The organism is Caballeronia sp. GAFFF1 (assembly GCF_023630705.1).
Lineage (GTDB): Bacteria > Pseudomonadota > Gammaproteobacteria > Burkholderiales > Burkholderiaceae > Caballeronia.
In genome coordinates this window covers 148,323-174,319 of record NZ_JALQEM010000031.1, presented here as the reverse complement: position 1 = coordinate 174,319, position 25,997 = coordinate 148,323, and the positions used below count along the sequence as shown (strand labels likewise).

17 protein-coding genes and 3 pseudogenes are annotated in these 25,997 nt (G+C 63.7%); 14 read left to right on the top strand and 6 right to left on the bottom strand.

Features of this window, described 5'->3' with window-relative positions; translation table 11 throughout:
- Nucleotides 1–5: 5 nt before the first annotated feature.
- Complete coding sequence (locus tag NCR37_RS17630) at nucleotides 6–3,500, bottom strand: autotransporter domain-containing protein (protein WP_250474134.1); 3,495 nt, start codon at nucleotides 3,498–3,500, stop codon at nucleotides 6–8.
- A gap of 1,206 nt (nucleotides 3,501–4,706) precedes the next feature.
- Here NCR37_RS17630 and NCR37_RS17625 point away from each other — a divergent pair.
- The 4 genes from NCR37_RS17625 to yjfF all read left to right on the top strand — a co-directional run bounded on the left by NCR37_RS17625 (nucleotide 4,707) and on the right by yjfF (nucleotide 9,346).
- Nucleotides 4,707–5,642, top strand: a complete 936-nt coding sequence (locus tag NCR37_RS17625) for an ABC transporter substrate-binding protein (RefSeq protein ID WP_250474244.1) — start codon at nucleotides 4,707–4,709, stop codon at nucleotides 5,640–5,642.
- Between the two features lie 70 nt (nucleotides 5,643–5,712).
- Complete coding sequence (locus tag NCR37_RS17620) at nucleotides 5,713–7,227, top strand: sugar ABC transporter ATP-binding protein (RefSeq protein WP_244849500.1); 1,515 nt, start codon at nucleotides 5,713–5,715, stop codon at nucleotides 7,225–7,227.
- Entirely contained in the window at nucleotides 7,224–8,261 is a 1,038-nt protein-coding gene (locus tag NCR37_RS17615) for an ABC transporter permease (protein WP_250474133.1), read from the top strand. Before NCR37_RS17620 ends, NCR37_RS17615 begins: the two co-directional genes overlap by 4 nt.
- The gene (gene yjfF, locus NCR37_RS17610) at nucleotides 8,258–9,346 is read left to right on the top strand and encodes a galactofuranose ABC transporter, permease protein YjfF (protein ID WP_250474132.1); all 1,089 of its coding nucleotides are present in this window, start codon (nucleotides 8,258–8,260) and stop codon (nucleotides 9,344–9,346) included. Before NCR37_RS17615 ends, yjfF begins: the two co-directional genes overlap by 4 nt.
- A 102-nt stretch (nucleotides 9,347–9,448) precedes the next feature.
- On the opposite strand, the gene andR is transcribed toward yjfF, so the two are convergent.
- Complete coding sequence (andR, locus tag NCR37_RS17605) at nucleotides 9,449–10,426, bottom strand: anthranilate 1,2-dioxygenase regulatory protein AndR (RefSeq protein ID WP_250474131.1); 978 nt, start codon at nucleotides 10,424–10,426, stop codon at nucleotides 9,449–9,451.
- A 190-nt stretch (nucleotides 10,427–10,616) separates the two neighbouring features.
- Here andR and andAc point away from each other — a divergent pair, with 190 nt between their 5' ends.
- From andAc to catA, 7 genes are read left to right on the top strand one after another with little or no spacing between them, the layout of a single operon-like run.
- Entirely contained in the window at nucleotides 10,617–11,888 is a 1,272-nt protein-coding gene (andAc, locus tag NCR37_RS17600) for an anthranilate 1,2-dioxygenase large subunit AndAc (protein ID WP_250474130.1), read from the top strand.
- 15 nt (nucleotides 11,889–11,903) lie between these two features.
- Nucleotides 11,904–12,377: an anthranilate 1,2-dioxygenase small subunit AndAd gene (gene andAd, locus NCR37_RS17595; protein WP_250474129.1), complete on the top strand. Its 474-nt coding sequence runs from the start codon at nucleotides 11,904–11,906 to the stop codon at nucleotides 12,375–12,377.
- A 10-nt stretch (nucleotides 12,378–12,387) separates the two neighbouring features.
- Nucleotides 12,388–12,711 (top strand): anthranilate 1,2-dioxygenase ferredoxin subunit AndAb, encoded by a 324-nt coding sequence (gene andAb, locus NCR37_RS17590; protein WP_250474128.1) that lies wholly within the window; start codon nucleotides 12,388–12,390, stop codon nucleotides 12,709–12,711.
- Nucleotides 12,701–13,924 carry an anthranilate 1,2-dioxygenase system ferredoxin--NAD(+) reductase gene (andAa, locus tag NCR37_RS17585; RefSeq protein WP_250474127.1) on the top strand — a complete coding sequence of 408 codons (1,224 nt, stop codon included), beginning with the start codon at nucleotides 12,701–12,703 and terminating at the stop codon, nucleotides 13,922–13,924. Before andAb ends, andAa begins: the two co-directional genes overlap by 11 nt.
- Nucleotides 13,925–13,938: 14 nt before the next feature.
- Nucleotides 13,939–15,078, top strand: a complete 1,140-nt coding sequence (locus NCR37_RS17580) for a muconate/chloromuconate family cycloisomerase (RefSeq protein ID WP_284506923.1) — start codon at nucleotides 13,939–13,941, stop codon at nucleotides 15,076–15,078.
- Between the two features lie 13 nt (nucleotides 15,079–15,091).
- A complete protein-coding gene (gene catC / locus NCR37_RS17575) occupies nucleotides 15,092–15,382 on the top strand; it encodes a muconolactone Delta-isomerase (RefSeq protein ID WP_250474126.1) in 291 nt (96 codons plus the stop codon).
- A gap of 39 nt (nucleotides 15,383–15,421) precedes the next feature.
- The gene (catA, locus tag NCR37_RS17570; protein WP_250474125.1) at nucleotides 15,422–16,357 is read left to right on the top strand and encodes a catechol 1,2-dioxygenase; all 936 of its coding nucleotides are present in this window, start codon (nucleotides 15,422–15,424) and stop codon (nucleotides 16,355–16,357) included.
- A 39-nt stretch (nucleotides 16,358–16,396) separates the two neighbouring features.
- Here the strand turns inward: catA and NCR37_RS17565 are convergent, their stop codons facing one another.
- The gene (locus NCR37_RS17565; protein WP_250474124.1) at nucleotides 16,397–17,434 is read right to left on the bottom strand and encodes a LacI family DNA-binding transcriptional regulator; all 1,038 of its coding nucleotides are present in this window, start codon (nucleotides 17,432–17,434) and stop codon (nucleotides 16,397–16,399) included.
- Nucleotides 17,435–17,733: 299 nt separating this feature from the next.
- On the opposite strand from NCR37_RS17565, the pseudogene NCR37_RS17560 reads away from it, so the two are divergent.
- Together NCR37_RS17560 and gudD are read left to right on the top strand one after the other, a co-directional pair.
- Nucleotides 17,734–19,037, top strand: a pseudogene (locus NCR37_RS17560) (MFS transporter).
- A 97-nt stretch (nucleotides 19,038–19,134) separates the two neighbouring features.
- On the top strand, nucleotides 19,135–20,484 hold the full coding sequence (gene gudD / locus NCR37_RS17555) for a glucarate dehydratase (RefSeq protein WP_250474123.1): 1,350 nt from the start codon (nucleotides 19,135–19,137) through the stop codon (nucleotides 20,482–20,484).
- Nucleotides 20,485–20,672: 188 nt separating this feature from the next.
- Here gudD and NCR37_RS17550 read toward each other — a convergent pair.
- From NCR37_RS17550 to NCR37_RS17540, 3 genes and pseudogenes are all read right to left on the bottom strand, one after another.
- Nucleotides 20,673–20,923: pseudogene (locus NCR37_RS17550) on the bottom strand (globin family protein); the annotation flags it as partial.
- Between the two features lie 120 nt (nucleotides 20,924–21,043).
- Nucleotides 21,044–22,930, bottom strand: coding sequence for a putative bifunctional diguanylate cyclase/phosphodiesterase (locus NCR37_RS17545; RefSeq protein WP_250474122.1), 1,887 nt, complete (start codon nucleotides 22,928–22,930; stop codon nucleotides 21,044–21,046).
- Between the two features lie 55 nt (nucleotides 22,931–22,985).
- Nucleotides 22,986–24,563, bottom strand: a pseudogene (locus tag NCR37_RS17540) (methyl-accepting chemotaxis protein); the annotation flags it as partial.
- Nucleotides 24,564–24,881: 318 nt separating this feature from the next.
- Here NCR37_RS17540 and NCR37_RS17535 point away from each other — a divergent pair.
- Nucleotides 24,882–25,991, top strand: a complete 1,110-nt coding sequence (locus tag NCR37_RS17535; protein ID WP_250474121.1) for a GAF domain-containing protein — start codon at nucleotides 24,882–24,884, stop codon at nucleotides 25,989–25,991.
- Nucleotides 25,992–25,997: the final 6 nt, after the last annotated feature.

The window sequence follows — 25,997 nt, the reverse complement described above, 5'->3', positions numbered from 1 at the left end:
GCGAATCAGAAGCGTTGCTGCAAGCGCAGCAGACCGGTGTGCGAGACGAAGCCCGAGCCGGCTTGCAATTCGTAGCGCGCCGTCACGCTGAGGGTGCTGGCCCGCACGAGCGTCACGCTCGCCGAGATATCCGCGAGGTCCGGCACCGGCGTCGCGCCGACCGTCGTGAACGCGCTTTGGCCAGTGGGATCCGCGGAAAAGCTCGCGCCGGTCGTCTGCCGCATGTGGTCGTATTCGTGAATCCATTGGGCGCGCAACTCCGGCACTACCGTGCCGTACGACGTGCTGAACGCTTCTTCGATCTTCGCACCGAGCGCGCTGCGCACCGAGGTCGCACGCGTGCTGCCCACCGTCAGCGCGGCGCCGTTGCCGCCCGATTCCGTGTAGGCATTCTGGTGCTGATAGCTGTACGACACGCTCGTGAGCGGTGTGAGCGTCATGGCGCCGAGCGCGAGCGGATAACCCGCTTCGGCGTGCAGCACGTACTGCTGGCCGTAGAAGCTCCCGTTCGCGAGACCGGCGAAGCCCGTCGTGCCGACGATGCGCGTGGTGTCGAAGTGCTGCAGCGTCGCCGCGCCCGACAGATTCACGTACCACGGCGAGCCCGTGTAGCTCGCGTAGCCGATTACGCCATACGAGTTGATGCCGGCGGAGTCGCCCGCGCTGTCGTCGCGGTAACCGACGGCCGTGTGCGCGTAGTCGAACACGCCGCCGACGCGCCAGCGTTCGCCCACCGCGCGATCGGCGCCCACCAGCAGGCCGCCGTAGTTCGCGGCGTAGCCGTCCACGCCGTCACGACGGCCCTGGCTCGCGTGACCGCCGAACGCCTGACCCCAGCCAGTCCACTGCGATGGGCCGTCGCCGGTCGCGATGCCGGTCGCGCCTTGCGACTGCGCGAGTCGCACTGCGTTGGCGCGGGCATTGGCGATGCCCAACGCATCGAGAGTCGAAGCCGCCGCCGCGCGCGTGACCTGCAACGGCAGGAGCTGCTGGCCGATGTGATTGGCCGTCGCGGCGGAGTCACCGGTAAGCGACGCGAGTGTCGCGTTGTAGAGATTGAGCAGCTTGGCGTCGTCGACGCCCGTGTAGCTCAAGAGGCCCGCGAGCGAGCGGCTGGCGTTCGGCAGGGTCGCGAGGCGCGCCAGGCTAACGGGCAAGAAGGGAGAGACGGGCGCCGGCTTGTCGGGGCCAGTAGCGCTGGGAAGCGACGGGTTGCCCGCCGTGTATGCCGTGCCGGTGTCGGGAGTCGGCGTGGGCGTCGGCGTGGGCGTCGGCGTCGCGTCCTGCGCGCCGATGCGATCCACGGTCACGACCAGATCGGTATGTCCGGTCGATGTCGTGACGGTCGATCCGCTCAGGCGACCCGTGACACCCGCGATCGCGTAGTTCAGCGCATCCGCGTGGTAAGCCGCCGCGCCCGCGGCGTCTACGACCACGTAACGCTGGCCCGCCGCGAACGCATAGCCGCCCGTCGCGCTCCTGAGCGTCACGGCCGACCCGGCGTCGATGGTCGCATCGCCGCTCACGACGAGCCTGCCGTAGCCCGTGTCGGCGATACTGCCGGTCGCGGTCGCGCCGCTCTGCACGCCGACGAGCAACGTCGCCGCCGCGCCTTGCGTGTAGTTGCCCGAGATTGCGACAGCGCGGTCCACGGCCAGCGTCGCCGCGACGTTGCGCAGCGTGTTGCTGCCGATTTGCACGGTATCGTCCAGAAGCAGGTTGCCGCTATTCAGCACGACGTGCGCGCCTGGCGTGGTGCTGGAAATGGCGCCCGGCGCGCCCGCAAAGCCGGTCAACGTGCCGAACGCCGAGCCGCTCGCGCCGTTGAGCGTCATCGGGCTTGCGCTCGCATTCAGAATGTTGCCCGCGATCACACCCGCGTTGGAAATCGGGCCGATGCTGCCGGTCGCCGAGTTGTTGATCGCGTAGGCGGAGCCGCTGATCGTGCCGTTATTTGAGATCGCTCCGATCGTGCCGTTGTTGGACAGCGATCCGAGAGTCCCGGAGTTGGCTATCGCGATGGCGTCGGCGGCGCTGCCGGCATCGATGACGCCGTTGTTCACGAACGTGCCGATATTGCCGCCGTTCCAAACCGTGCCGAGAATCGTGCCGCTGTTGAGCAGCACGTCGATGCTGCGCGCGCCGGATGCGCCGTCGTTGATGATGGCGGCGCCAGCATCGGACGAGAGGGTCCCCGCATTGGACAACGTGCCGATCGAACCCGAATTGACAATGGCCGCGCCTTCGCCCGAAATCGTCCCTCGATTGTCGAGCGTGCCGATGTGGCCCGTGTTGAAGACGGCGGCGTCGCTGCCCGGCAGGCCAGCATAGGCGAGCGTGCCCGTGGAACCTGCATTGGCCGCGAATGCGCTCGCGCTCGTGATCGTGCCGGTGTTGCTCAGCGCCCCGATGGTGCCCGCGTTGTTGATTGCGACGTTGCCCGCGAGGATGCTGCCGCCGTTGACGATCGAGTCGATGGTGCCTGCGTTGTCGATGGCATCGCGCGCGCTCTGAATCGTTCCTTCCGGGCCGCCGTCGTCCAGAACGATGGAACTGACGAACACGCTCGGGACCGCGCTGACCGGTCCGCCGCTGAGGGTGCCGGGCATCGGCACGGCGGTCGTGGTGTCGAGGGCGCTGCCCGCACCCGAATTGGTCAGCGTGCCGATCGTGCCGCCCCGGTTGAAGAGCGCCGCTTGCGTGCCCGTGATGAGTCCGTTGTTCTGCAACGCGCCGATGGAACCGATCGTGCCGATCACGATGCCGTACGTGCCGCCGCCGATGGAGCCGCCCAGTCCTTCGTTGGTCAGCGTGCCGATGTATCCGCCGTCGTTCACGATGGCCGCCTGCGTCCCGACGACGATTCCGCCGTTGATGAACGTGGCAATGGTGCCGGTGCTTTTCACGCCGATGGCGCCGCTGATGAGTCCCGCGTTGGCGTCGACGTTGTTCAGCGTGCCGATGGTGCCGCTATTGTCGATCGCTATGCTGTTCGCCGAACCGATGTCGCCGTTGTTCGAGAGCGTCGGCACGAAGCCCTGATTCACGACCGACGCGATGCTGCCGCGAACGAGCGACAACGAGGAGCTGCCGTACGCTTCCACGCTGCTGTTCGTGATGCTGAGGTTCCCTGCGTTCGACACAGTTCCGATAGCTTGGCCCTTGTTCGTCAGCGTGCCCGGCGTGTCGGTGCTTTGCGCGCTCGCCACCGTGAGCTTGTTGCCGTCCCACGTCCAGCCGAGCCCCGAGGCGGGCGTGCCCACGGTGAGGTTCGTCGTCGTCGTGGTCGGCAGATTGAGCGTCGTCGTCAGAGCCATCGCGTGAGCGTGCGACGCGGCGGCGAGCCCGGCGGCGCCTGCGGCCGCCTGCAGCGCCGTCGTCAGCGGGCGTCGCGCGCGCTTACGGGAGCGCCCGGTCGAGCTGTCGGCGCGCGTGAGCTCCGAAGCGACCTGAAAAGCGCCGAGACTCGCGCTCCAGACGATGCGATAGACGTGATTCATCGATTCCCCGTGTCGTGCTTGACTGCTTTGTTGTTGGTAGTTCTTCGGTCGGATCCGCTCTGTGGCGGCACGCCGATGCGTCGAAGGATGTCCGCCACGTCGCGCGCGACACCGTAAGTTGACGGTGTAGCGTGATGAGCGTGATGGGAGTACGGGGACGGTCCGAAGGAGTGTGCGATGGCGCCACGAGAGAGACCGAGCCGCCGTCCGGTGACGGACGGACATGCCGTATTGGCGCGCATGGGCGGCACGGCGCCAGAGAGTTTAACGGCGGTTGATGGTGGTACTTAAGACATTTCTCCGCCGACGCAGCGGAATTTCGCGTCATTTGTCTGATTCACGCGACACGGTGAACCAGAGAAACGCGCGCAAACGTTGGCGCGCCATGGGCGGGTTTCTTTCGCGTCGACCCTGCATTCAGCGGTGCGTTACTGCCTTGTCGCGAAGCATCGCTCGCGAGCCGATTCTTGTGCCCCCGCGCCGCCTTTTACCGTGTCCATTCGTCGCCTAGAGTTATTAGGCCAGGACTGTTCATGCGCAGATACCAACCTCTGAGTCGGAGCCCTAATGATACGAGTCAAAGTCGTATTCGTTCCGCTCGGCCTTCTCCTCGCGGCAAGCACAAACTCGGTGGCTGCCTCGATACAGATCGAATCAGGCTCGTATAACGGAACCTGTGGCGCCCAAGCTTGGGACTCGACTCCTGACCTCGCTTCGCGTTGCAATTCGACGGACACCTGCCAGTATCCTGTTGCATCGCCCGCGCCCCTTTTAGCTGAACGAGATTGCAAAAGCGATTTTGTCGCCAGATGGTCGTGCGGCAACGGAGAGACTCACGAGGCATCGGTCAGCGCCGTCGAAGAGAGCGGCGGCGTCCTCGTGCTGACATGTATTCCCTCCACTGGCGCAGGAAAATAGCGGATTCCAAAAGGTGGGATAAAGCTCGCGCCGTTGCACGGACGAAGCCGGCATTTACTTAGAACCTTCGCAGTGAATTAGCAATCCGCAAAGCCCATTAGCCGTGTTTTCCCTGATATCAGTCTTGGTATCCTCGACGCCGAATAAGTGATTGGACCCGCATGCGTCGTCAGACTAATCTTGCGCAGGACTCAATCCTGAGTCCAGGACCCCGGACTTAGAGCCGCGGCAAAAACGATCCATCAGGAGACGATAATGAAACAGACCCGACGCACGGTGCTGAGCGCAATGCTTGGTTCGGTCCTGTTGTTTGCCGCGGGCATGAGCGCACACGCCGAGGACAAGCAGATTACGCTGGGTTTCGCGCAGGTCGGCGCGGAAAGCGCGTGGCGGACCGCCAATACCGTCTCCGTGAAATCGGCCGCCAAGGACGCGGGCATCAACCTCAAATTCTCCGACGCCCAGCAGAAGCAGGAAAATCAGATCAAGGCGATCCGCTCGTATATCGCACAGAAAGTGGATGTCATCGCCTTCTCTCCGGTCGTCGAATCCGGATGGGAGCCCATTCTCGTCGAAGCGAAGAACGCCAAGATTCCGGTCATTCTCACCGACCGAAATATCGACGTGAAAGACAAGTCGCTCTACGTGACGATGATCGGCTCGGACTTCCTCGAAGAAGGTCGTCGTGGCGGCAAGTGGCTGGAAGATCACTATAAGAACGAGAAAGGGCCGATCAATATCGTGGAATTGCAGGGCACGGTCGGCTCGGCCCCGGCCAATGACCGGCGCGCGGGTCTGCTGGAAGTGATCAAGAACGACCCGAAGTTCAAGGTGATCGCCTCGCAAAGCGGCGACTTCACGCTCGCGGGCGGCAAGCAGGTCATGGAAGCGTTCGTGAAGACCTACGGCAAGCAGATCAACGTCGTCTACGCGCATAACGACGACATGGCGCTCGGCGCAATTCAGGCGATGGAAGAGGCCGGCATGAAGCCAGGCAAGGACGTGACCGTCGTCTCGTTCGATGCCACCAAGGGCGGCTTCGAGGCGATGATCGCCGGCAAGATCAATGTGGACGTCGAATGCAGTCCGCTGCTCGGGCCGCAATTGATGACCGCCGTGAAAGATATCGTCGCGGGCAAGCAATTGCCCAAGCGCATCGTGACGGAAGAAACCATCTTCCCGATGAGCGTGGCCGCACAGACCCTGCCGCAGCGCAAGTACTGAAGCGTGCGCGTCCATCGCGCAGGCGTGCGGCCGCGCGATGGACGATCCTTCCCTCTAGCCGGCGCTCTCCATGACCGACGCTCCCGTGCTCGAAACGATCGGCCTGTCGAAGTCTTTTCCCGGCGTCCGGGCGTTGCATGACGTCCGCTTTCGTTTGTTTCCCGGCGAGGTTCACACGCTAATGGGGCAGAACGGGGCCGGCAAATCGACACTCATCAACGTGCTCACCGGCGTGCACGAGCCCGACGCTGGCGAGATCCGGCTCGCCGGCCAACCCGTGCACTTCACCGCGCCGCTCGAAGCGGAAGCGGCCGGCATTCAGACGCTGTACCAGGAAGTGAATCTGTGCCCGAACTTGTCGGTGGCCGAGAACATGTTCGCGGGGCGACAACCGAAGCGGCGCGGCGCAATCGACTGGCGAACGATTCACGCGCGCGCACAAGCGGCGCTCGCCGAACTCAACGTCACGGTGGACGTCACCAAGTCGCTCGATACGTATCCCATCGCCGTGCAGCAGATGGTGGCGATCGCGCGGGCGCTGTCGGTCGATGCGCGCGTGCTCATCCTCGACGAACCCACATCCAGCCTCGACGACGGCGAAGTCACGCGGCTCTTCGACGTGCTGCGCAAACTGCGCGATTCCGGTCTCGCCATTCTCTTCGTGACGCACTTTCTGGAACAGACGTACGCGATATCCGACCGCATCACGGTCATGCGCAACGGCGAGCGCGAAGGGGAATATCTCGCCAAAGACCTGCCCGTCGAATTGCTCGTCTCGAAGATGGTCGGCCATGAGCGCATGACCGAGCGGCTGGAACGCGCGGCGACGGAAGCGCCCGCTGAGCAGAGCAGCGTGGCGCCGTTTCTGGAGATGCGCGGCGTGGCCCGGCGCGGCGTGATGAATCCCGTCGATATCGACGTGCAGCCCGGACAGATACTTGGGCTCGCCGGTCTGCTGGGCTCGGGCCGCACTGAAACGGCGCGGCTTCTGTTCGGCGCGGAACGTTCGGATGCGGGCGCGACGCGTATCGGCGGCAAGACGGTGAAGCTGCATTCGCCGCGCGATGCGGTGCGTCACGGCATGGGCTACTGTCCGGAAGACCGCAAGAAGGAAGGCATCGTCGCGGATCTCTCCATACGCGAGAACATCATCCTCGCTGTCCAGGCGCGGCGCGGACTGTGGCGCTGCATCGGTAAGGCGAAGCAGCGCGAGATCGCCAACCGCTATATTCAGCAGTTCGGCATCAAGGCGCGCGACGCGGAGCAGCCCATCGGCCTCTTATCGGGCGGCAATCAGCAGAAGGTGCTGCTTGCGCGCTGGCTTGCGACCGAACCGAAGATGCTGATTCTCGACGAACCGACGCGCGGCATCGACGTGGCCGCGAAGTTCGAGATCATGGACCGCGTGCTCGCGCTGTGCGCAAAGGGCCTGTCCATTCTCTTCATCTCGTCGGAAGTGAGCGAGGTCGTGCGCGTGAGTCACCGGATCGCGGTGTTGCGCGATCGGCGCAAGGTCGCGGAAGTCGCGGGCCATACCGCGTCCGAAGATGACGTGTACCGGCTTATCGCGGGAGGCTCGGAATGAACACGATCAAGGCAATGTCTCAACATCCGCTCGTGTGGCCGTGCCTGACGCTGATCGCGCTGTGCGTGCTCGATCTCTCGCACAACGCGAACTTCCTCTCCATCACGATGCTCGACGGCCATCTGTTCGGCGCGCCCATCGACATTCTGAATCGCGCGGCGCCGCTCGTGCTCGTGTCGCTCGGCATGACGCTCGTGATCGCGACGCGAGGCATCGACATCTCCGTTGGCGCGATCGTCGCCATCGCGGGCGCAACGGCCGCCACGATTCTCGCCGACGATCCGTCGCGCGTGCCGCTCGCCATCGCGGCGGCGCTCGGGGTCGGCGTGCTCGGCGGCATGTGGAACGGCTTGCTGGTGGCGTTCATCGGCATGCAGCCGATCATTGCGACACTCATTCTGATGGTGGCGGGACGCGGCGTCGCGCAGTTGCTGACGGGCGGACAGATCATCCCCATCGGCGCGAAGGGCTATCTCGTCGTCGGTGGCGGCTATCTCGCGAGCGTGCCGTGTTCCGTGTGGGTCGCGTGCGGCGCGCTCGTGCTGACCGCGCTGCTGGTGAACCGCACGGCGCTCGGCTTGTTCATCCGGGCTATCGGCGTCAATCCGGTCGCGACGAGGCTCGTCGGCTTGCGTTCGAGCATGATCGTCTTCGGCGTGTATGCGTTCTCGGGGCTTGCGGCAGCGATGGCAGGCGTGCTCGCCAGTTCGAACGTGCGCAGCGCCGACGGCAACAACGCCGGCCTGCTGCTCGAACTCGATGCGATCCTCGCCGTCACGCTTGGCGGCACCTCGTTGCTCGGCGGGCGCTTCAGTCTCGCTGGCACCGTGCTCGGCGCGCTCATTATCCAGACGCTCACTTACACGACGTATTCCATCGGCGTGCCGCCCGAAGCGACGCTCGTCGTGAAGGCGGCGGTCGTGCTGGTGGTGAGCGTCATTCAATCGGCCACTGCGCGCACTGTGCTGATGCGGCAGTTGAAGCGCGTGTTCCCGGTCGCATCGAAACAGCCGCTCGCGGAGTCATCGAAATGAGAAATGTGTTCGACCGCGTGACGGACCCGCGCGTATTGCCCATCGTCATCACCATCGTGCTGTTCGCCGCGCTCTTCGGCTTCGGTTCGGTGATGTACACCGGCTTCTTCTCGCTGCAAGTCTTGCTCGGCCTCTTGATCGACAACGCGTTCCTGCTGATCGTCGCCATCGGCATGACGTTCGTCATCGTATCGGGCGGCATCGATCTGTCGGTCGGATCGGTCGTCGCGCTGACGACCATTCTGTGCGCCGTCTTCGCCGAGAAGCTGCATTGGCCGGTGTGGGTGATCGTGCCGCTGGTGCTCGCGGCGGGCGCGCTCTACGGCGCCGCCATGGGCGCCCTCATTCACTTCTTCAGATTGCAGCCGTTCATCGTGACACTGGCGGGCATGTTCCTCGCACGCGGCGCCTGCTTTCTGATCACGACGCAATCCATCACGATCAACGATCCCACTTTCCACGCGCTCTCCGGGTTTCATGTGGATGTCGGCGGGGCGTCGGTCACGGCGGGCGCGCTGGTCGCGGTCGCGACGCTGCTGGTGGCGATCTTCGTCGCGCACTTCACGCGCTTCGGCCGCAACGTGTATGCGGTCGGCGGCAACGAACGCTCGGCGTTGCTGATGGGCTTGCCGGTCGCGCGCACCAAGGTCGGCGTGTATGCGCTGAGCGGTTTCTGTTCGGCGCTCGGCGGCGTGGTCTTCACGCTCTATGTGCTCTCTGGATACGGGCTGCAAGGGCAGGGCATGGAACTCGACGCCATCGCCGCGACGGTGATCGGCGGGACGCTGCTCACGGGCGGTGTGGGTTACGTGATCGGCTCGGTGTTCGGCGTCGGAATTCTCGGCACCATCCAGACGCTGATTACGTTCGATGGCACGCTCAGTTCGTGGTGGACGCGCATTGTCATCGGCGCGTTGCTGTGCGCGTTCTGCCTGCTGCAACGCGTGATCGAGCGGCACGCGGCGCGTCGCAAATCGAATGGCACCACGCTCGGCGAAGGACTGAAGCGGAAGAAGGCACCGGAGCCGTTGACGTCCGATGCGCCTGGCGAAGCGAAGCCGCTCGGATTGGTGCCGCGGAGTTGACGCCGCGTTGACGGTAGCGATAGGTTATTCGTTCCCCTAAGCTACGTGGAGAGTCCCGAACCGCTTTCGGCTCTTCTATAGCGTGCTGGCGATGACAGCCCTTCAGCGCGCAGCGCGCTTGCGCAGCGTCTCGGAGGGCGATTCCCCGAAAGCCTCCGCATACGCGATCGAGAAACGGCCCAAATGCAGAAACCCGCACGCGAGCGCGATATCCGCGATACGCGCGCGCGGGCCGGCCGCCAGCAGCGCAGCGCGGGCCTGTTCCATGCGGACCTTGCGCACGAACTGCATCGGGCTCATGCCGCGCGCATTCTGAAATTGCTCGCGCAACGTACGCGGCGATACGCCGGCCGCTCGCGCGATGTCTTCAAGTTGCAAGGGCTCGCCTGCATGCGCGCGGACGAACTCTTCGGCACGCTTCACGAACGCAGGTGCGAGCGCCGCGTGCGTAACCGGAGTAACCGGAGCAACCGGCGCACTCGGCAACGAGCACGTCAGCAGATCGATGAGCAGCGCTTCCATATGTCCGGCGATCTGCCCGTTCGAGCGGGCGCTCTCGAGCAGCGCCGATGACCCCGTGAGCGCGCGCAACTGCTGCATCCATCCCCGCAACGCCGGACTGTCGATGGATAGGCGCGGCGACAACAGCGCGCCGGCATCGTGACTCGCTTTGCGGAACACGTCCGCATCCATGCGAAGCACGAACTGCTCGCAATCGGGCGACAACCACGCGTCGAACGGCTGACCGGGCGCGCACAGCACCGCATTGTGATGATCGACGTCGAGCGTCGCGTTCAGCGTGCGCACCTGCGCATGCCCGCGGAGGCAGAACATCAGAAGATAGTAGCCGTCGACGGATTCGACGTCCACGCGCATGGACGTGCCGAACGAAATAGCGCCGAGACCGAGCCGCCCCAGCCTCACGAAATCCATGTACGCAGGTCCGCGATCCTTTCCCGATGGCACCAGAACATGCGGCTGCATCACGCGCGAGATGAGATCGCGCGTCTCGTCGAGATCGCTCGATTCAAAGAGCCGATAGCTGCGTAAGGCGTCGGGCGTGAAAAGAGTCGGGGTCATGGAATACGGGTAAACGCAGGTCCGCACCGGGCCGTTCTCGTCTTGCGAGACCCGATGAATTAAGCCGCCGTTTTTGGATAGTACGTGAAAGAACGGCGCGTTTGGTGGATAGACCCGCCATTTTGTCTCTCCAAAAATGCAGTGACACCGTGACGTATCGATTACGGCGCCCCTGCACAGGAGAACATCCGTGGAAACGGCTGAACTGGTATTTCGCCCTCAAGGTCCGACCGAATCGGACCATGTTCACTTTCCGCGCGACGACGGCTCGCGCGTGCCCTACAAGGTCTTCAGTTCTAAAGCGGTGTACGACCGCGAGCAGGAACGCATCTTTCGCGGTCCGACCTGGAACTTCGTGGCGCTGGAAGCCGAGATTCCCCATGCAGGCGATTACAAGGGCACGTTCGTGGGCGATACGCCCGTTGTCGTGACGCGGCTCGAAGACGGCGGGCTCGCGGCATGGGTCAACCGCTGCGCGCATCGCGGCGCGTCGGTGTGCCGCAAAGCGCGCGGTAACGCGACATCGCACACTTGCGTCTATCACCAGTGGAGCTTCGACAACAGCGGCAACTTGCTCGGCGTGCCGTTCAGGCGCGGCCAGAAGGGCATGACGGGCATGCCTGCCGACTTCGACCCCAAAAACCACAGCCTGCGCAAACTGCGCGTCGACAGCTACAAGGGCCTCGTGTTCGCGTCGTTCAGCGACGACGTCGCGCCGCTGCCCGACTATCTCGGCGCGGAAATGCGCCCGTGGATCGACCGCATCTTTCACAAGCCGATCGAGTATCTCGGCTGCACGCGGCAGTATTCGAAGTCGAACTGGAAGCTGTACTTCGAGAACGTGAAGGACCCGTATCACGCGAGCATGCTGCATCTGTTTCATACCACGTTCAACATCTTCCGCGTCGGCATGAAGGCGCGTTCGATCCCCGACGCGACACATGGCCTGCATAGCATCATCACCGTGACGAAGACCGGCGAGGACACCTCGTCGGCATACAAGCAGCAGAACATCCGCTCGTTCGACGAAGGCTTCGCGCTCGAAGACGATTCCATTCTCGGCCTCGTCTCCGAGTACGAAGAAGACACGACAAACCACATCCAGCCAATCTTCCCGCAACTTGTCATCCAGCAGATTCACAACACGCTGGTCGCGCGTCAGTTGCTGCCGAAAGGGCCGAACAGCTTCGAGCTGATCTTTCACTTCTTCGGCTATGCGGACGATACGCCCGAGCTGCGCGCGCTGCGTATAAAGCAGGCCAATCTCGTGGGTCCTGCCGGTTATATCTCGATGGAAGACACCGAAGCAACCGAGCTCGTGCAGCGGGGCACGGTGCGCGATGCGGATGCGACGTCGGTCATCGAGATGTCGCGCGGCAATCCCGATCAGCAGGACACGGTCATTACCGAAAGCCTGATCCGCAAGTTCTGGGTCGGTTATCAGAAACTGATGGACTATTGAGCGGCGAGGCGACGCATGGAACAGATGAAGCTGTGGTTTGAACTGCACATGTTGCAGGACCAGTACATCAACGCGCTCGATAACGACAGGCTCGAAGCGTGGCCCACGCTCTTCACGGAGGACTGTCTCTACGAGATCGTGCCGAAAGAGAACGCGGACATGGGCTTGCCCGTGGGCATCATCCATTGCACGAATCAGAGAATGCTGCGAGACCGCGTGGTGTCGCTGCGTCACGCGAATATCTACGAAGAACATAGCTACCGGCACATGACGTCCGGGCTTACCGTCACGCGCGATGAAGACGGCGTGATCGAAACGGAAAGCAACTATGTGGTGATCCAGACGCGCAGCAACGGCGAATCGAATGTCTATCAGGCGGGCCGGTATTTCGACAAGGTCGTGCGCACCGCCGACGGTCTGCGCTATCAGGCCAAGCGCGTGATCTACGACACGTCGCGCGTGCAGACGCTGCTCGCCACGCCGATTTGAGGAGCGGAACATGGAACAACTGACGAATGCATGGCATGCCATCGGCACGCTCGACGACTTCACCGAAGGCGAGCCCGCCGCGGTCGTCGCGAACGACAAGCCGGTGGCCGTCTTCCGTATCGGCGATGAAGTCTTCGCGCTGCACGACCTCTGCACGCATGGTCACGCGCGGCTGTCGGAAGGCTTCGTCGAAGACGGTTGCGTGGAATGTCCGCTGCATCAGGGGCTATTCGATATCCGCAGCGGCGCGCCGCGTTGCGCGCCGGTCACCGAAGCGGTGCGCAGCTATCCGATTCGCATCGTCGATGGACAGGTCGAGATCCATGTCGAGTAAGCCTTATGTGATCGTCGGCGGCGGACATGCCGCGCGCCGTGCGGCAGAAACGCTGCGAACGCGCGATGCGGATGTTCACATCGTGATGATCGGCGATGAGCTTGTATTGCCCTACGACCGCCCGGAACTTTCGAAGGCCGCGCTGCTGTCGGAAGAAGGCGAGCGCCGGATCTTCATTCGTGATGCAGCATGGTACGACGCGCAACGCGTCGATATGCGGCTCGGCATGCGCGTCGAGGCCATCGATCGCGCGACAAAACGCGTCGCTCTGAACGATGGCGCGCGCATCGAATACGAGCGTTTGCTGCTGGCGACGGGATCGCGCGTGCGGCCGTTTCCCGGTCTAGTCGATGAGGGCGTCAAGCTGCACTACGTTCGCACCGTCGATGACGCCCGCGCGTTGCGCGCGGCGCTGCAGCCGGGCACACGCGTGGCGGTGCTCGGTGGCGGCTTCATCGGGCTCGAAGTCGCGGCTTCTGCGATCAAGGCCGAGTGCGCGGTCGCGCTCGTCGAACCTGCGGAGCGCTTGCTGATGCGCTCGATGCCGCGCGAAGTTGCCGACTTCCTGCATGCGCTGCATCGCGCGAAAGGCGTGGATATACGGCTGTGCGCGAAGCCTCTGGCCGTGAGGCGCGGCGCGCACTCTGCGATCGTCGAGACCGATCGCGGCGATATCGATGCGGACATCGTGGTGGTGGGTATCGGAGTGGTGCCGAACGTGGAACTCGCGCAAGCGGCGGGGCTCACGGTGAACAACGGTATCGTCGTGGACGAGCAATGCCGGACCGATGATCCTTCGATTTTCGCAGCGGGCGAGGTCACGATGCACTTCAACCCGCTATTGAAGCGGCACGTGCGCGTCGAATCCTGGCAGGTCGCAGAGAATCAGCCCGCCATCGCGACGGCCAACATGCTCGGCGCAGAAGAGCGCTACGCGGAAATGCCGTGGCTGTGGTCGGATCAGTACGACTGCAACGTGCAAACGCTCGGCATCTTCGATGCGACGCATACGATGATTCTGCGCGGCGATCCGTCGGCGGGTTCGTTCTGCGTGCTTGCGCTGGATGAGGCGGGCGCGCTCGCCGCCGTCGCCGCCGTCAACGCGGGCCGTGACATGGGCGCGTGCAAGCGGCTGCTCGCGGCAGGCACGCCGCTCGACATTCATGCCCTGCGCGACACCGCTATTTCACTGCGTGCGTTGCTCAATGCATGAACAGAGATCACAGAATGATTCGTACGACTAACATAGAACGCATAGAAACGCGCCTCGTCGACCTACCGACGATACGCCCGCACAAGCTCTCCGTTGCCACGATGCACGGCCAGACGCTGATGCTCGTCAAGGTGTTCTGCAGCGATGGCATCGTCGGCATCGGCGAAGGCGCGACCATCGCGGGCATGGCCTATGGACCGGAAAGTCCCGAGTCCATGAAACTGGCAGTCGATGCTTACCTCGCGCCGGCTGCTATCGGCCGGGACGCCACGCCCATACAGGCGTTGATGGCGCATCTCGGCAAGCTCGTGAAACTGAATCACTTCGCCAAGAGCGCGCTCGAAACGGCGTTGCTCGATGCGCACGGCAAGCGCCTCGGCGTGCCGGTGAGCGAACTGCTCGGCGGCCGCCGCCGCGATCGTCTGCCAGTGGCATGGACGCTGGCTTCGGGCGATACGGCGCGCGATATCGCCGAAGCCCACACGATGCTCGAAACGCGACGCCACAACATCTTCAAGCTGAAGATCGGCGCCAAGGCCATCGAGGACGACATCGCGCACGTCGCGGCAATCAAGCGCGAACTGGGCGATGCCGCGGCCGTGCGCGTCGATGTGAACATGGCGTGGAGCGAGACGCAGGCGGCGCGCGCGATTCCCGCGCTCGCGGATGCAGGCTGCGAGCTCGTCGAGCAACCGGTTGCATCGCCGGCCGCGATGGCGCGCCTCACGCGCCGTTTCCCGGTTGCTTTGATGGCCGATGAAATACTTCAAGGCCCGGACAGTGCGTTCGAAGTTGCGAAGACCGATGGCGCTGACGTGTTCGCGATCAAGATCGAGCAGAGCGGCGGTCTCTTCGCGGCGCAGCGCGTGGCCGCTATTGCCGATGCCGCCGGCATCGAACTGTATGGCGGCACGATGCTCGAAGGCGCCTTCAGCACGGTCGCATCGGCGCATGTGTTCTCGACCTTTGCAAACTTGCAGTGGGGCACCGAACTATTCGGCCCCTTGCTCATGACGGAGGAAATCTTGACGAAGCCGCTGGATTACAGCGATTTCGAACTGACCGTACCCAACGGCCCGGGCCTCGGCATAGAACTGGACGAATCCGTGGTCGAGCGCTTCACGCGCGATGGCCTCGTGAAAGTCACCCGTTGAGAGGACAAGAGCGATGCTGTTCCATGTTCGAATGGATGTGCATATTCCGGCTGACATGCCCGCTCATGTCGCCGACGAAATCAAGGCGCGAGAAAAGGCCTATTCGCAGGAGCTTCAGCGCAGCGGCAAGTGGCGTCACATCTGGCGTCTCGTCGGAGAGTACGCCAATTTCAGCATCTTCGATGTCGAAAGCAATGCCGAGCTGCACGAGATTCTTACTGCGTTGCCGCTCTTCTCATACATGAAGATTTCGGTGACGCCGTTGTGTCGCCATCCGTCGTCCGTGAGAGACGACGACGCTTGAGCATCAAAGCCAAAACCCATACGAACGGAGACATGAATCATGAGCGTCACGGTATTTCAGAGCGAGGAAGTGCAAGGCTTGCTGAAGGCGGCGGCGAATCTCGCCGGCGATGGCGGCAATGCGCGTGCGAAGCAGATCACGCACCGCTTGCTGAGTGATTTGTTCAAGGCGATCGACGATCTCGACATGACGCCCGATGAGATCTGGGCCGGCGTCAATTATCTGAACAAGCTCGGTCAGGACGGCGAGGCGGCGCTGCTCGCGGCGGGCCTCGGACTCGAAAAGTACCTCGACATTCGCATGGATGCCGAAGACCGCGAGGCGGAGATGAACGGCGGCACGCCGCGCACCATCGAAGGTCCGCTGTATGTGGCCGGCGCGCCGGTGCGCAATGGTGTGGCGAAGATCGACCTCGACGCGGATGAGCACGCGGGCCCGCTCGTCATTCGCGGCACGGTCACGGGACCGGATGGCAAGCCGCTCGCGAACGCTCTGGTCGAATGCTGGCATGCCAATTCGAAGGGCTTCTATTCGCACTTCGATCCGACTGGCGCACAGAGCGACTTCAATCTGCGTGGCGCGGTAAAGACGGATGGCGAGGGCAAGTACGAATTCCGCACGCTGATGCCGGTGGGTTACGGCTGCCCGCCGCAAGGTTCGACGCAGCATTTGCTCAACGCGCTCGGCCGGCATGGCAACCGCCCCGCGCATGTTCACTTCTTCGTGACTGCGGACAACTGCCGCAAGCTGACGACTCAGATCAATATCGAAGGCGATCCGTTGATCTGGGACGACTTCGCGTATGCCACGCGCGAAGACCTGATTCCGCATGTCGTCGAGAAGACGGGCGGCAAAGAGCTGGGTTTGAAAGCCGACGACTATAAGGAAATCGAGTTCGACTTCAGGCTGACGCCGCTCGTTCACGGCAAGGACAATCAGATCGTGCAGCGAAATCGCGCATCGGTTGAGGCGTGACGCTGGCCGGCTCGCCGATGAGCGCTTGCGGCCTGAGCGTCAGGCGCTCTCGCGGTCGATGATCGTGAACCCCGTGTCGACCTTCAGTGCCGGTTGCGCGGGGTGCCTTCCGTCCAGCCTGTTCACGAGCGCTTCTGCGGCGAGTCTGCCGATCGACGCGCCGTCGATGCGCACCGTCGACAGCGAAGGATGGACATGCGCCGCGGTGCTCAGATCGCCGAAGCCCATCACGGCCACGTCGCGAGGAATGGCGATGCCGCGCTTCGCCGCCTCGGCGAGAATGCCCTGCGCGAGCGTGTCCGTGCTGCACACGATGACCTCGGGCAAGCCTTTGTCCAGCAGGCGAGCGAACCCTTCGCGCCCGGTCTGTAGCGTGGCGGGCGCGGGCAGCACTTCGACCGGTACGTCGCCGGTTCCGTGGCGCTTCAGTTCGTCGATGAGGCTCGTGCTTCGCCGCACGCCGCGCGGGTCGTCGGCCGACAAGACCGCGAACCGCCGATACCCCTTCGCCAGCAAATGGCGTCCGACCTCGCCGCCGACTGCCTCGTGCGAGAAGCCGATCAGCATGTCGATAGGGTCGTCGGTCAGGTCCCAGATCTCGATGATCGGCACCTTCGTCCTGCGCAGCCGTTCGCGCGTGAGCGGCGAATGCTCGGTGCCGGTCAGGACGATGGCGTCGGGCCGTCGCCCGAGCAGCGTTTCGACAAGCTGCTCCTCGCGCTCCGGAAGATAGTCGGTCAGGCCGAGCAACGTTTGATAGCCGGCAGGCGCGAGCGTCGCCATCAGGCTCTGAACCATGTCCGTGAAGATCGACGTGGCGATGGTCGGCAGCAGCAGGGCAATCAGATGGCTCTTGTTGGTCGCGAGCGCGCCCGCCAGCAGATTCGGCACGTAGCCGGTTGCGCGCACGGCATTCATCACGCGCTGGCGCGTCTCCTCGCGAACGAGTTCGGGGCGCTTGAGCGTGCGCGAGACGGTCATTGCGGTGACGCCCGCGAGACGCGCGACGTCTTCCAACGTCACGCTGTCGTTGGCTTCTGACGAACCGAGCTTTGCGGGCGCGTAACTTTCTTCCATTCGAGTCCCCTTGTTTCGCTCGATTGTAGCGTCAGGCACTCGCGTCCGAACGATCGTCGAAATAAGACGTCGTATCTCTACGCGGCGGGAAAACCCCGATTTCTGCGATGTTGGCGCTAACATATGCTTCGTGGACGATGAGACATCGCACAACTTAGCCGGAGACGACGATGGAGCGAGGCATACAACGGACTGCAACTTCGATTGCCGGAGACCAGTTGGGCGAACGAGCGGCCAGCGCGGACGGTCAGGCATCGAGCTACGCGGGACGCAGCAAGGCGCGGTTCCTGATCGTCTTCATGCTCTTTCTCGTCACGACGATCAATTACGCGGATCGCGCGACCATCTCCATCACGGGTTCGTCTATCCAGAAAGCGCTGCACATCTCGCCGGTAGAGATGGGCTATATCTTCTCGTCGTTCGCGTGGGCCTATGTAATCGCGCAGATTCCGAGCGGCTGGCTGCTGGACCGCTTCGGGTCCAAGCGCGTCTACGCATTCAGCATCTTCTTCTGGTCGATGCTCACGGCAGTTCAGGGCTTCGTTGCCGCATTGCCCGTCGGCGTCGCGTTCGCCACGCTTTTCCTGATGCGTTTTCTGGTCGGCGCGGCAGAGGCGCCCGCGTTTCCGGGCAACGCCCGCCTGACGGCGACGTGGTTCCCGACGGCCGAGCGCGGCACGGCATCGGCCATCTTCAATTCGGCTCAGTACTTTGCGACCGTGCTGTTCTCGCCCATCATGGGCTGGATCACGCACGCTTACGGCTGGCCGCATGTCTTCTATGCGATGGGCGCGCTCGGCATGCTCGTCGCCGGCCTGTGGTTGAAGACCATCTACGCGCCGCGTCAGCATCCGCTCGCGAACGAGGCCGAGATTCGCTATATCGCCGACAACGGCGCGATGGTCGATCTCGAAGACAGGCAAGTGGCGAAGGAACGCCGCGCCGCGCAAACCCATACGCACACGCAGAACGGCAGCACGCATGGCCGCCATGCGCTCTCGCAATTGCTGAAGAGCCGCATGATGCTCGGCGTGTTCATCGCGCAGTACTGCATCACCACGCTCACGTATTTCTTCCTGACCTGGTTCCCGATCTATCTCGTGCAGGAACGGCATATGTCGATTCTGAAGGCGGGCGTCGTCGCATCGATCCCGGCCATCGCCGGTTTTCTCGGCGGTCTGCTCGGCGGCGTGGTGTCGGATCGGCTGATGAAGCACGGCTTCTCGACGAGCACCGCGCGCAAGGTGCCGATCGTCGTCGGCCTGCTGCTTTCGACTTGCATGATCGCGTGCAACTACGTCGATAATCAGTGGCTCGTGATCGGCATCATGGCGGCGGCGTTTTCGGCAAGGGCATCGGCGCGCTCGGCTGGGCCGTCGTATCCGACACGGCGCCGAAGCAGGCGAGCGGGCTGTGCGCGGCGCTCTTCAACACCTTCGGCAATACGGCGGGCATCACGACGCCGATCGTTATCGGCTATCTCGTGCAGGGAACCGGCTCGTTCGCGGCGGCGCTCGTCTTCGTGAGCGCGAATGCATTGATTGCGATCGTCTGCTACGTGTTCGTCGTCGGCAAGATCAAACGCTTCGAGTTGGTCGAATGAATGTACTGAATAGACGTAAAGTTAGGAAATCGAAATAAGTTGCCGTCGAATCAGCACGACGCGCGCATTGTTCAAATTAACCGATGGTATTTCGCTCATGTCCATGACCTCGACTCGCGTCCACGCGACGCCCACCGTTACCGAATTGCGCGTGATTCCCGTTGCGGGGCGCGACAGCATGCTGATGAACCTGTCGGGCGCGCATGCGCCGTTCTTCACCCGCAATATCGTGATTCTCACGGACAGCGCAGGCAATACGGGCGTCGGCGAAGTGCCGGGCGGCGAGAACATCCGCAAGACCATCGACGACGCGCGTCCGCTTGTCGTGGGCCAGTCCATCGGCAACATGCAGGCCGTGCTCAATCGCGTGCGCACGCAGTTCGCCGACCGCGATGCGGGCGGTCGCGGCCTGCAAACCTTCGATCTGCGCACGACCATTCACGCCGTCACCGCGCTGGAAGCGGCACTGCTCGATCTGCTCGGCCAGCATCTCGGCGTGCCGGTCGCGGCGCTGCTCGGCGAAGGCCAGCAACGCGACGAAGTGGAGATGCTCGGCTATCTGTTCTATATCGGCGATCGCCATCGCACCGATCTGCCGTACGCGTCCGGCGAGAACGGCAAGGACGACTGGGAGCGCTTGCGCACCGAAGTTGCGCTGACGCCGGAAGCGGTGGTGCGGCTCGCGGAAGCGGCGCAGGCGCGTTACGGTTTCAACGACTTCAAACTGAAAGGCGGCGTGCTCGCCGGCGATGCGGAGATCGAGGCCGTGACGGCGCTCGCCGAACGTTTCCCCGATGCGCGCGTGACGCTCGATCCGAACGGCGCGTGGTCGCTCGCGGAAGCCATTCGCCTGTGCCGCGATCAGCACGATGTGCTGGCGTACGCGGAAGACCCGTGCGGCGCGGAGAACGGCTATTCGGGCCGCGAAGTGATGGCCGAGTTCCGCCGCGCGACGGGCCTGCCGACTGCGACGAACATGATCGCCACCGACTGGCGTCAGATGGGCCACGCCATTCAACTGCAATCGGTGGATATTCCACTCGCCGATCCGCACTTCTGGACGATGCAAGGCTCCGTGCGCGTGGCGCAGATGTGCAACGACTGGGGCCTCACATGGGGCTCGCATTCGAACAATCACTTCGATGTATCGCTCGCGATGTTCACGCACGTCGCGGCCGCCGCGCCCGGCAAGATCACGGCTATCGACACGCACTGGATCTGGCAGGACGGCCAGCGTCTGACGCGCGATCCGCTGCAAATCGTCGGCGGCAAGGTGAAGGTGCCGAGCACGCCGGGTCTCGGCGTCGCACTGGATATGGACGAGATCGACAAGGCGCACGCGCTGTATCAGCAGCACGGCCTCGGCGCGCGCGATGACGGCATCGCCATGCAATATCTCATCCCGAACTGGAAGTTCGACAACAAGCGGCCTTGCCTCGTGCGTTGAAGCGCGTCAATCAAGCGCACGGTGCGCGCACCGTGCGTCACTCCGCAAAAAGATCGGGGCCGAAGACCTCATAGTGGATTCGCGCTTCTTCGATGCCCAACTTGCACGGCGCGTCATGCTGCGAGCGCATGAACGGAATCGGGCCGCAGAAGTAGTAATCGGCTTCGGGAAGCAGGGGCTCGCATGCTTTTATTCGATATGTTGCGAACACGGCCGCGAGGCTTTCGGGATTCTCGATGTTCTCCGCATACGCATAGACGGCGCGCGCCAGCGCCGTCTGCTGCTCGCCCTGCTCCTCGTGCGGCATGTTAAAAACGTTCTTCAGTTCCGGATGCGCTTCGAATAGCCGGATATAGAAGCGTTTGATGGTGAGCGGTCCGTGTTCGGCGAGCACAGGCGCGGTCGCCTTGACGACGCCCTTCGTCTCTTGACTGAGCATCGCGGTACCTCCTGTCGATCGTCCGTCCACGGTCGTGCGAGCAACTGTCGTACCGCAGGAGAGAAGGGAAGACGTCCGGCAGGCTCGGCGTGAAAGTGACGTTGGCGCTCCACCGACCCATCAAACGGCGGTGCAATCGCGCAAATACGCATCCACGCTGGCTGCCGGCATCGGCTTCGAGAAGTAATAGCCCTGAATGGCCGCGCCGCCCAGTTCGCGCACGATCCGCAACTGGTCCGTCGTCTCGACGCCTTCGATGATGCATGTCACGCCGAGGTCGTGACACAACGTGATGAGCGATCGCACGATGTTCCTGCTTCGCGGATTCGCCCCGATATCGCTGATGAAGCTCTTGTCGATCTTCAGCTTGTTGATGGGCAATGCGTGCACATAGCTGAGGCTCGAATAGCCGGTGCCGAAGTCGTCGAGCGAGATGCGCACGCCGACGCCCTGGAGCAGCGCCATGTTCGCGTTCGTCTGCGCGAAGCTGTGCATCAGCGCGGTCTCCGTCAGTTCGATCGCGATGCGTTGCGGCGACACGCGGCTTGCCTGAATGATCTCGATGAGCCGGCGCGTACGCGCTTCGCTCGCAATGTCGTACGGCGAGACGTTGAAGGAAAGGTCCACGTCCTCCGGCCAAAGCTCGGCAGCGGCAAGCGACTTCTGCAACAGAATAGGCGTGAGATCCGCGATGATCCCTGCCTGCTCCGCCACCGAAATGAACGTGCCCGGCGGGACCGCGCCCAGCACGGGACTCTGCCAGCGCGCGAGGCTTTCGAGCGCGAGCGTGCGGTTCGTCGATGCATCGACGATAGGCTGAAACACCGGATAAAACTCGTCGGCAAGGTTCGCGCTGCGCAATGCCTGCTCGACCGCGCCTTGCTCTTTCAACAGTTGCTCGTGTTCCAGCGAGAACATGACCGAGCGCGAACGGCCCGAACGCTTCGCATGGTAGAGCGCGTAGTCCGCGCGTTCGTAAAGCAGATCGGCCGTCGCCGCGGCGCGCGGATACATCGCGAAGCCGATCGAGCATCCGACCGATGTCACGAGGCTGCCGACGGCGATCGGCCTGCTCACCGCCTGAATGATTGCATCGGCGGAGCCCTGCAGGGAGGCTTCGTCCGCATCCACGACGATGAACGCGAACTCGTCGCCGCCCACGCGCGCCAGCAACGCGGCGTCGGTCGTCATGCGTTCGATGCGCCGCGCGATTTCCGCGAGCACGTGGTCGCCGACGCGGTGCCCGTGCGTGTCGTTGACGGGCTTGAAGCCGTCGAGATCCACGACGCCCACCGCCACCGTGCGCTTCGTCGCGGCGGCATTCGCAATGGACGACTGCAACTCCTCGAAAAACTGCCGGCGGTTCGGCAGGCCAGTGAGCATGTCGAGGTTCGCGAGCCGCACGTTCTCCTTGCTCAACGCCGCTGTTTCGGCCTCCGAACGAATCAGGCTGGCAAAGTCGCGCTGATAGCCGAACATGACATAGCTCATCAGCGCGACGGTGATCGCGATGTCGACCGCCGATGCCGTCGCGCCGATATCGCCCATGCTCAGCATGAAGCCGAGGAACGGCAGCATCATCGCGAAGGCGACGAGCGCCGCCGCCGCGCGCAGATGCATCAGGCAGAAGAAACCCGCCATCGTCGACGCCACGATCTGCATCAGGATGAAGTACTTCGCGTGAACGTCGGCGTATTCGAACAGCATCACGTCGACGCCCATTGCGAAGAGGGCGCTCACGATCAGCACGCTCGTCGCGCGGGCGAGATGGCGGCTCGCCTCGGCGTCGGTCACGTCGTCATGGCGATGCACGACCCACCACCAGCCGCGCCAGACGAGCAGCGCGATGAAAATCGACGGCATGCCGAGCGCGAGCCACGCGGGCGCGCGCTGACCGAACACGACCATGACCGACAACATCGTGACGACGAGCGATGCGTAGAACGGCGGAATCTTCGCTGCAAACGACCGGAACTGCGCGGTGGCGACGCCGGGCAACGTCTTCATCTCATGGTGCACGACTTCCTCTCAGTGGCTGTCTTCGCGCGCCGCGCGTACGTCATGCCGCAGCGTGTTCGATGCGGAATTGCGACACCGTCTGCGAAAGATGACGCCCCTGATGGTCGAGCGCCTGCGATGCCGCAGCCGCCTGCTCGACGAGCGCGGCGTTCTGCTGCGTGACGCGGTCCATCTGCGAGATTGCCTGATTGACCTGCTCGATGCCGCGGCTCTGTTCGCCCGTCGCCGCCGCGATCTCGTCCATGATGTCCGACACGCGGCGCACCGCGGTCATCACGTCGCTCATCGTCGTGCCTGCGTCCTGCGCCAGCGCGAAGCCCGCTTCCACCTTCGCCACCGACGCGCCGATCAGTTCCTTGATCTCCTTAGCCGCATGCGACGAGCGTTGCGCAAGCGAGCGCACTTCCGACGCCACCACTGCAAAGCCGCGCCCCTGTTCGCCCGCGCGCGCTGCCTCGACTGCCGCGTTCAACGCCAGTATGTTGGTCTGGAACGCAATGCCTTCGATAATGCCGATGATGTCCGCGATCTTCGTCGAGCTCTCGCTGATCGCCGTCATGGTTTCGACGACGCGCGTCACCACGGCATTGCCTTGTTGCGCCACATGCGACGCATTGCTCGACAGCGTGCTGGCCTGCTGGGCGTTGTCGGCGTTCTGGCGGACCGTCGAAGTCAGCTCTTCCATGCTGGCCGCCGTCTCCTCCAGCGACGACGCCTGCTCTTCCGTGCGCGCCGACAAGTCGGCGTTGCCCGAGGCGATCTGCATGGAGCCGGTCGCGATGCTGTCGGCCGCCGTGCGCACTTCGGCAATCAACGTGACGAGGCTCTTTTGCATCGCGTCCATCGACGAGAGCACGCTGCCCGCCGGCACCGCGCGAGTCATCGCGACGGGGCTGAGATCGCCCGACGCCACGCGCTGCGTGATTTCCTTGAGCGTCGCCGGCTCGGTGCCGAGCGCGCGCGTCAGGCCGCGCGTGATGATGACGCCCGCGGCCACCGCAGCCGCTACCGCCGCGAGGCAAATGGCGATGAGGATGGCCCGCTGCGTCGCGAAGTGTTCGTGAGCTTCGGCCACGAGCGTCTCGGCGCGCTCGTGGGTGTAAGCGGAATAAGCGTCGGTGGCGTTCACGAGCGCGGCCAGCAACGGGCGGCAGTCTTCGTTGATCTTGCGCACGGCTTCCTCTTGACGGTGCTCGGTCGCGAGGTTGACGATCGCCTGGGCGACCGGCGCATACAGCGCTTCGATTCGATTGATCTCGGCGACGAGCGAGCGCGCCTTCTCGGTCGTGTCGGTCGCCGACGCGATCATCGCGTCGAGCTTGGCGAGGCGCGCGGAGACATCGGCTTGCGCCTGCGCTTCGGCGGCCTTCTCGAGATCGAAATCGCCAGGCGTCGCGACCAGCGCCATGTTGCGCGCGGCGATCGCGCGCCGGTCCACCGCCTGACGCACCTGTTCGGCCAACGCCGCGCGGGTGTTGATGCCTTCGACAAAGCCGAAGAAGCGTTGATTCGCGTCGCTGAGCGCAGTGATGGACACCGCTGATACGATCAGGACGACAGCCGTTAGCAGCGAGAATGACAAGGCCAGTTTTGCCTTGACCGACATGGTTTTGAGGTTCATAGCGTGTTTTGTGTGTTCGCCGTGGTCTTCGGCGCCGCAGGCGTTGTGCGCCCGCGTCGTTTATAGAGACTTCCTTTTTTACCAATTGTCGACGTCTTGTCAAAGCCAACGATGCCAGCCATAATTACCATGTTTTGATTGAAGGCGTGGTAATTGCGACCGAAGACCGAAAAAGACAGCGAAATGGCGTATTAAGCGTAGATTTAACCGACAAATCGCGCAAGCGAAAACTTCCATTTCTATCAATTTCGGCGATTGTGCTTTCATCTGAAGGTAGCTATCGTTTGCGCCTCGTTCGCGCTTTACCGTAAGGACCGCATGACAAAGCAAGACGATCCCATTCTCACCACGCGCGACGTCGCGGCTCGGCTCGGCGTTTCGGTGAAGACAGCACAAACGTGGATCGAGCAGGGGCAAATCGAATCGTGGAAAACGCCGGGCGGACACCGGCGCGTGCGCGCGAGCGCGGTCGACGCGTTGCGCGAGCAACTCGGCAACCGGCGGCCGGCCTCGAATCAAGCGGAGAACGCTGTGGCGCTCGTCGTCGCGTCGGGAGCCGCGTTGCCGTCGTACGTGGAAGCGGCCGCGGCAGCGGGGTTGCGCGCCATCGGCCAGAGCGACCCGCTCAACGCGATGCTCGACGCGGGCATCGCCATGCCGGCCGTGATCGCGGTCGAACTGATGCGCGGGGACTGGGAGCGCCTGTCGATGTGCCGGCGGCTGCTGCATTCGCGCGATCTGGCGCACATGCGCATGCTTCTCGTCACCGACATGCCTGCAGCGCAACTCGAAGCGGACCTGGGCGGCCTGTCGCGCATTGCGTTGCTGCCAGCGCCTGCTGACAAGCCCGCATTCGCCGCTGCGCTCGTTGCGTGTCTGTCGCTCGCGCCTTCGCGCGATCAGGACGCGTTGCCGTATCCGGTCGCCGCGAACGAAGCCGCGCGCCTGCGGGCAGTCGAGCGCACGGGACTCGTCGATTCGGCGAGCGATCCGGAGTTCGACGAGGTCGTGCAACTCACAGCGGAGACGCTGCGCGTGCCGATCAGCCTCATCACGCTGCTCACGCCGGACCGCCAATGGTTCAAGGCGCGCTGGGGGCTCAATGCGCATGAGACGCCGCGCTCGTGGGCGTTCTGCAACTTCACGGTCATGCAGAACGATGCGTTCGTGGTGGAGGACGCGACGGCCGATCCACGTTTCGAAGCGAACCCGCTCGTCACGGACGAGCCGCGCATTCGCTTCTACGCCGGCGCACCGTTGCGCGACGCAGAGGGCAACGCGCTCGGCGCGCTATGCGCCATCGACCGGCAGCCGCGCGTCATGGACGCCACGCAGAAGCGGCGCCTCGCCAATCTGGCGGCGCTTGCATCGAACCGCATTGCGCTCGTCACGCGCAAGCGGCTGGATCGCTGGAACAGGGGCGCGTAAGCTCGC

Bases quoted from the DNA above. Each gene is read 5' to 3' on its own strand.
- NCR37_RS17630 (WP_250474134.1), bottom strand. From the start codon at position 3,500: ATGAATCACGTCTATCGCATCGTCTGGAGCGCGAGTCTCGGCGCTTTT.
- NCR37_RS17625 (WP_250474244.1), top strand. From the start codon at position 4,707: ATGCTTGGTTCGGTCCTGTTGTTTGCCGCGGGCATGAGCGCACACGCC.
- NCR37_RS17620 (WP_244849500.1), top strand. From the start codon at position 5,713: ATGACCGACGCTCCCGTGCTCGAAACGATCGGCCTGTCGAAGTCTTTT.
- NCR37_RS17615 (WP_250474133.1), top strand. From the start codon at position 7,224: ATGAACACGATCAAGGCAATGTCTCAACATCCGCTCGTGTGGCCGTGC.
- yjfF (WP_250474132.1), top strand. From the start codon at position 8,258: ATGAGAAATGTGTTCGACCGCGTGACGGACCCGCGCGTATTGCCCATC.
- andR (WP_250474131.1), bottom strand. From the start codon at position 10,426: ATGACCCCGACTCTTTTCACGCCCGACGCCTTACGCAGCTATCGGCTC.
- andAd (WP_250474129.1), top strand. From the start codon at position 11,904: ATGGAACAGATGAAGCTGTGGTTTGAACTGCACATGTTGCAGGACCAG.
- andAb (WP_250474128.1), top strand. From the start codon at position 12,388: ATGGAACAACTGACGAATGCATGGCATGCCATCGGCACGCTCGACGAC.
- andAa (WP_250474127.1), top strand. From the start codon at position 12,701: ATGTCGAGTAAGCCTTATGTGATCGTCGGCGGCGGACATGCCGCGCGC.
- NCR37_RS17580 (WP_284506923.1), top strand. From the start codon at position 13,939: ATGATTCGTACGACTAACATAGAACGCATAGAAACGCGCCTCGTCGAC.
- catC (WP_250474126.1), top strand. From the start codon at position 15,092: ATGCTGTTCCATGTTCGAATGGATGTGCATATTCCGGCTGACATGCCC.
- catA (WP_250474125.1), top strand. From the start codon at position 15,422: ATGAGCGTCACGGTATTTCAGAGCGAGGAAGTGCAAGGCTTGCTGAAG.
- NCR37_RS17565 (WP_250474124.1), bottom strand. From the start codon at position 17,434: ATGGAAGAAAGTTACGCGCCCGCAAAGCTCGGTTCGTCAGAAGCCAAC.
- gudD (WP_250474123.1), top strand. From the start codon at position 19,135: ATGTCCATGACCTCGACTCGCGTCCACGCGACGCCCACCGTTACCGAA.
- NCR37_RS17545 (WP_250474122.1), bottom strand. From the start codon at position 22,930: ATGAAGACGTTGCCCGGCGTCGCCACCGCGCAGTTCCGGTCGTTTGCA.
- NCR37_RS17535 (WP_250474121.1), top strand. From the start codon at position 24,882: ATGACAAAGCAAGACGATCCCATTCTCACCACGCGCGACGTCGCGGCT.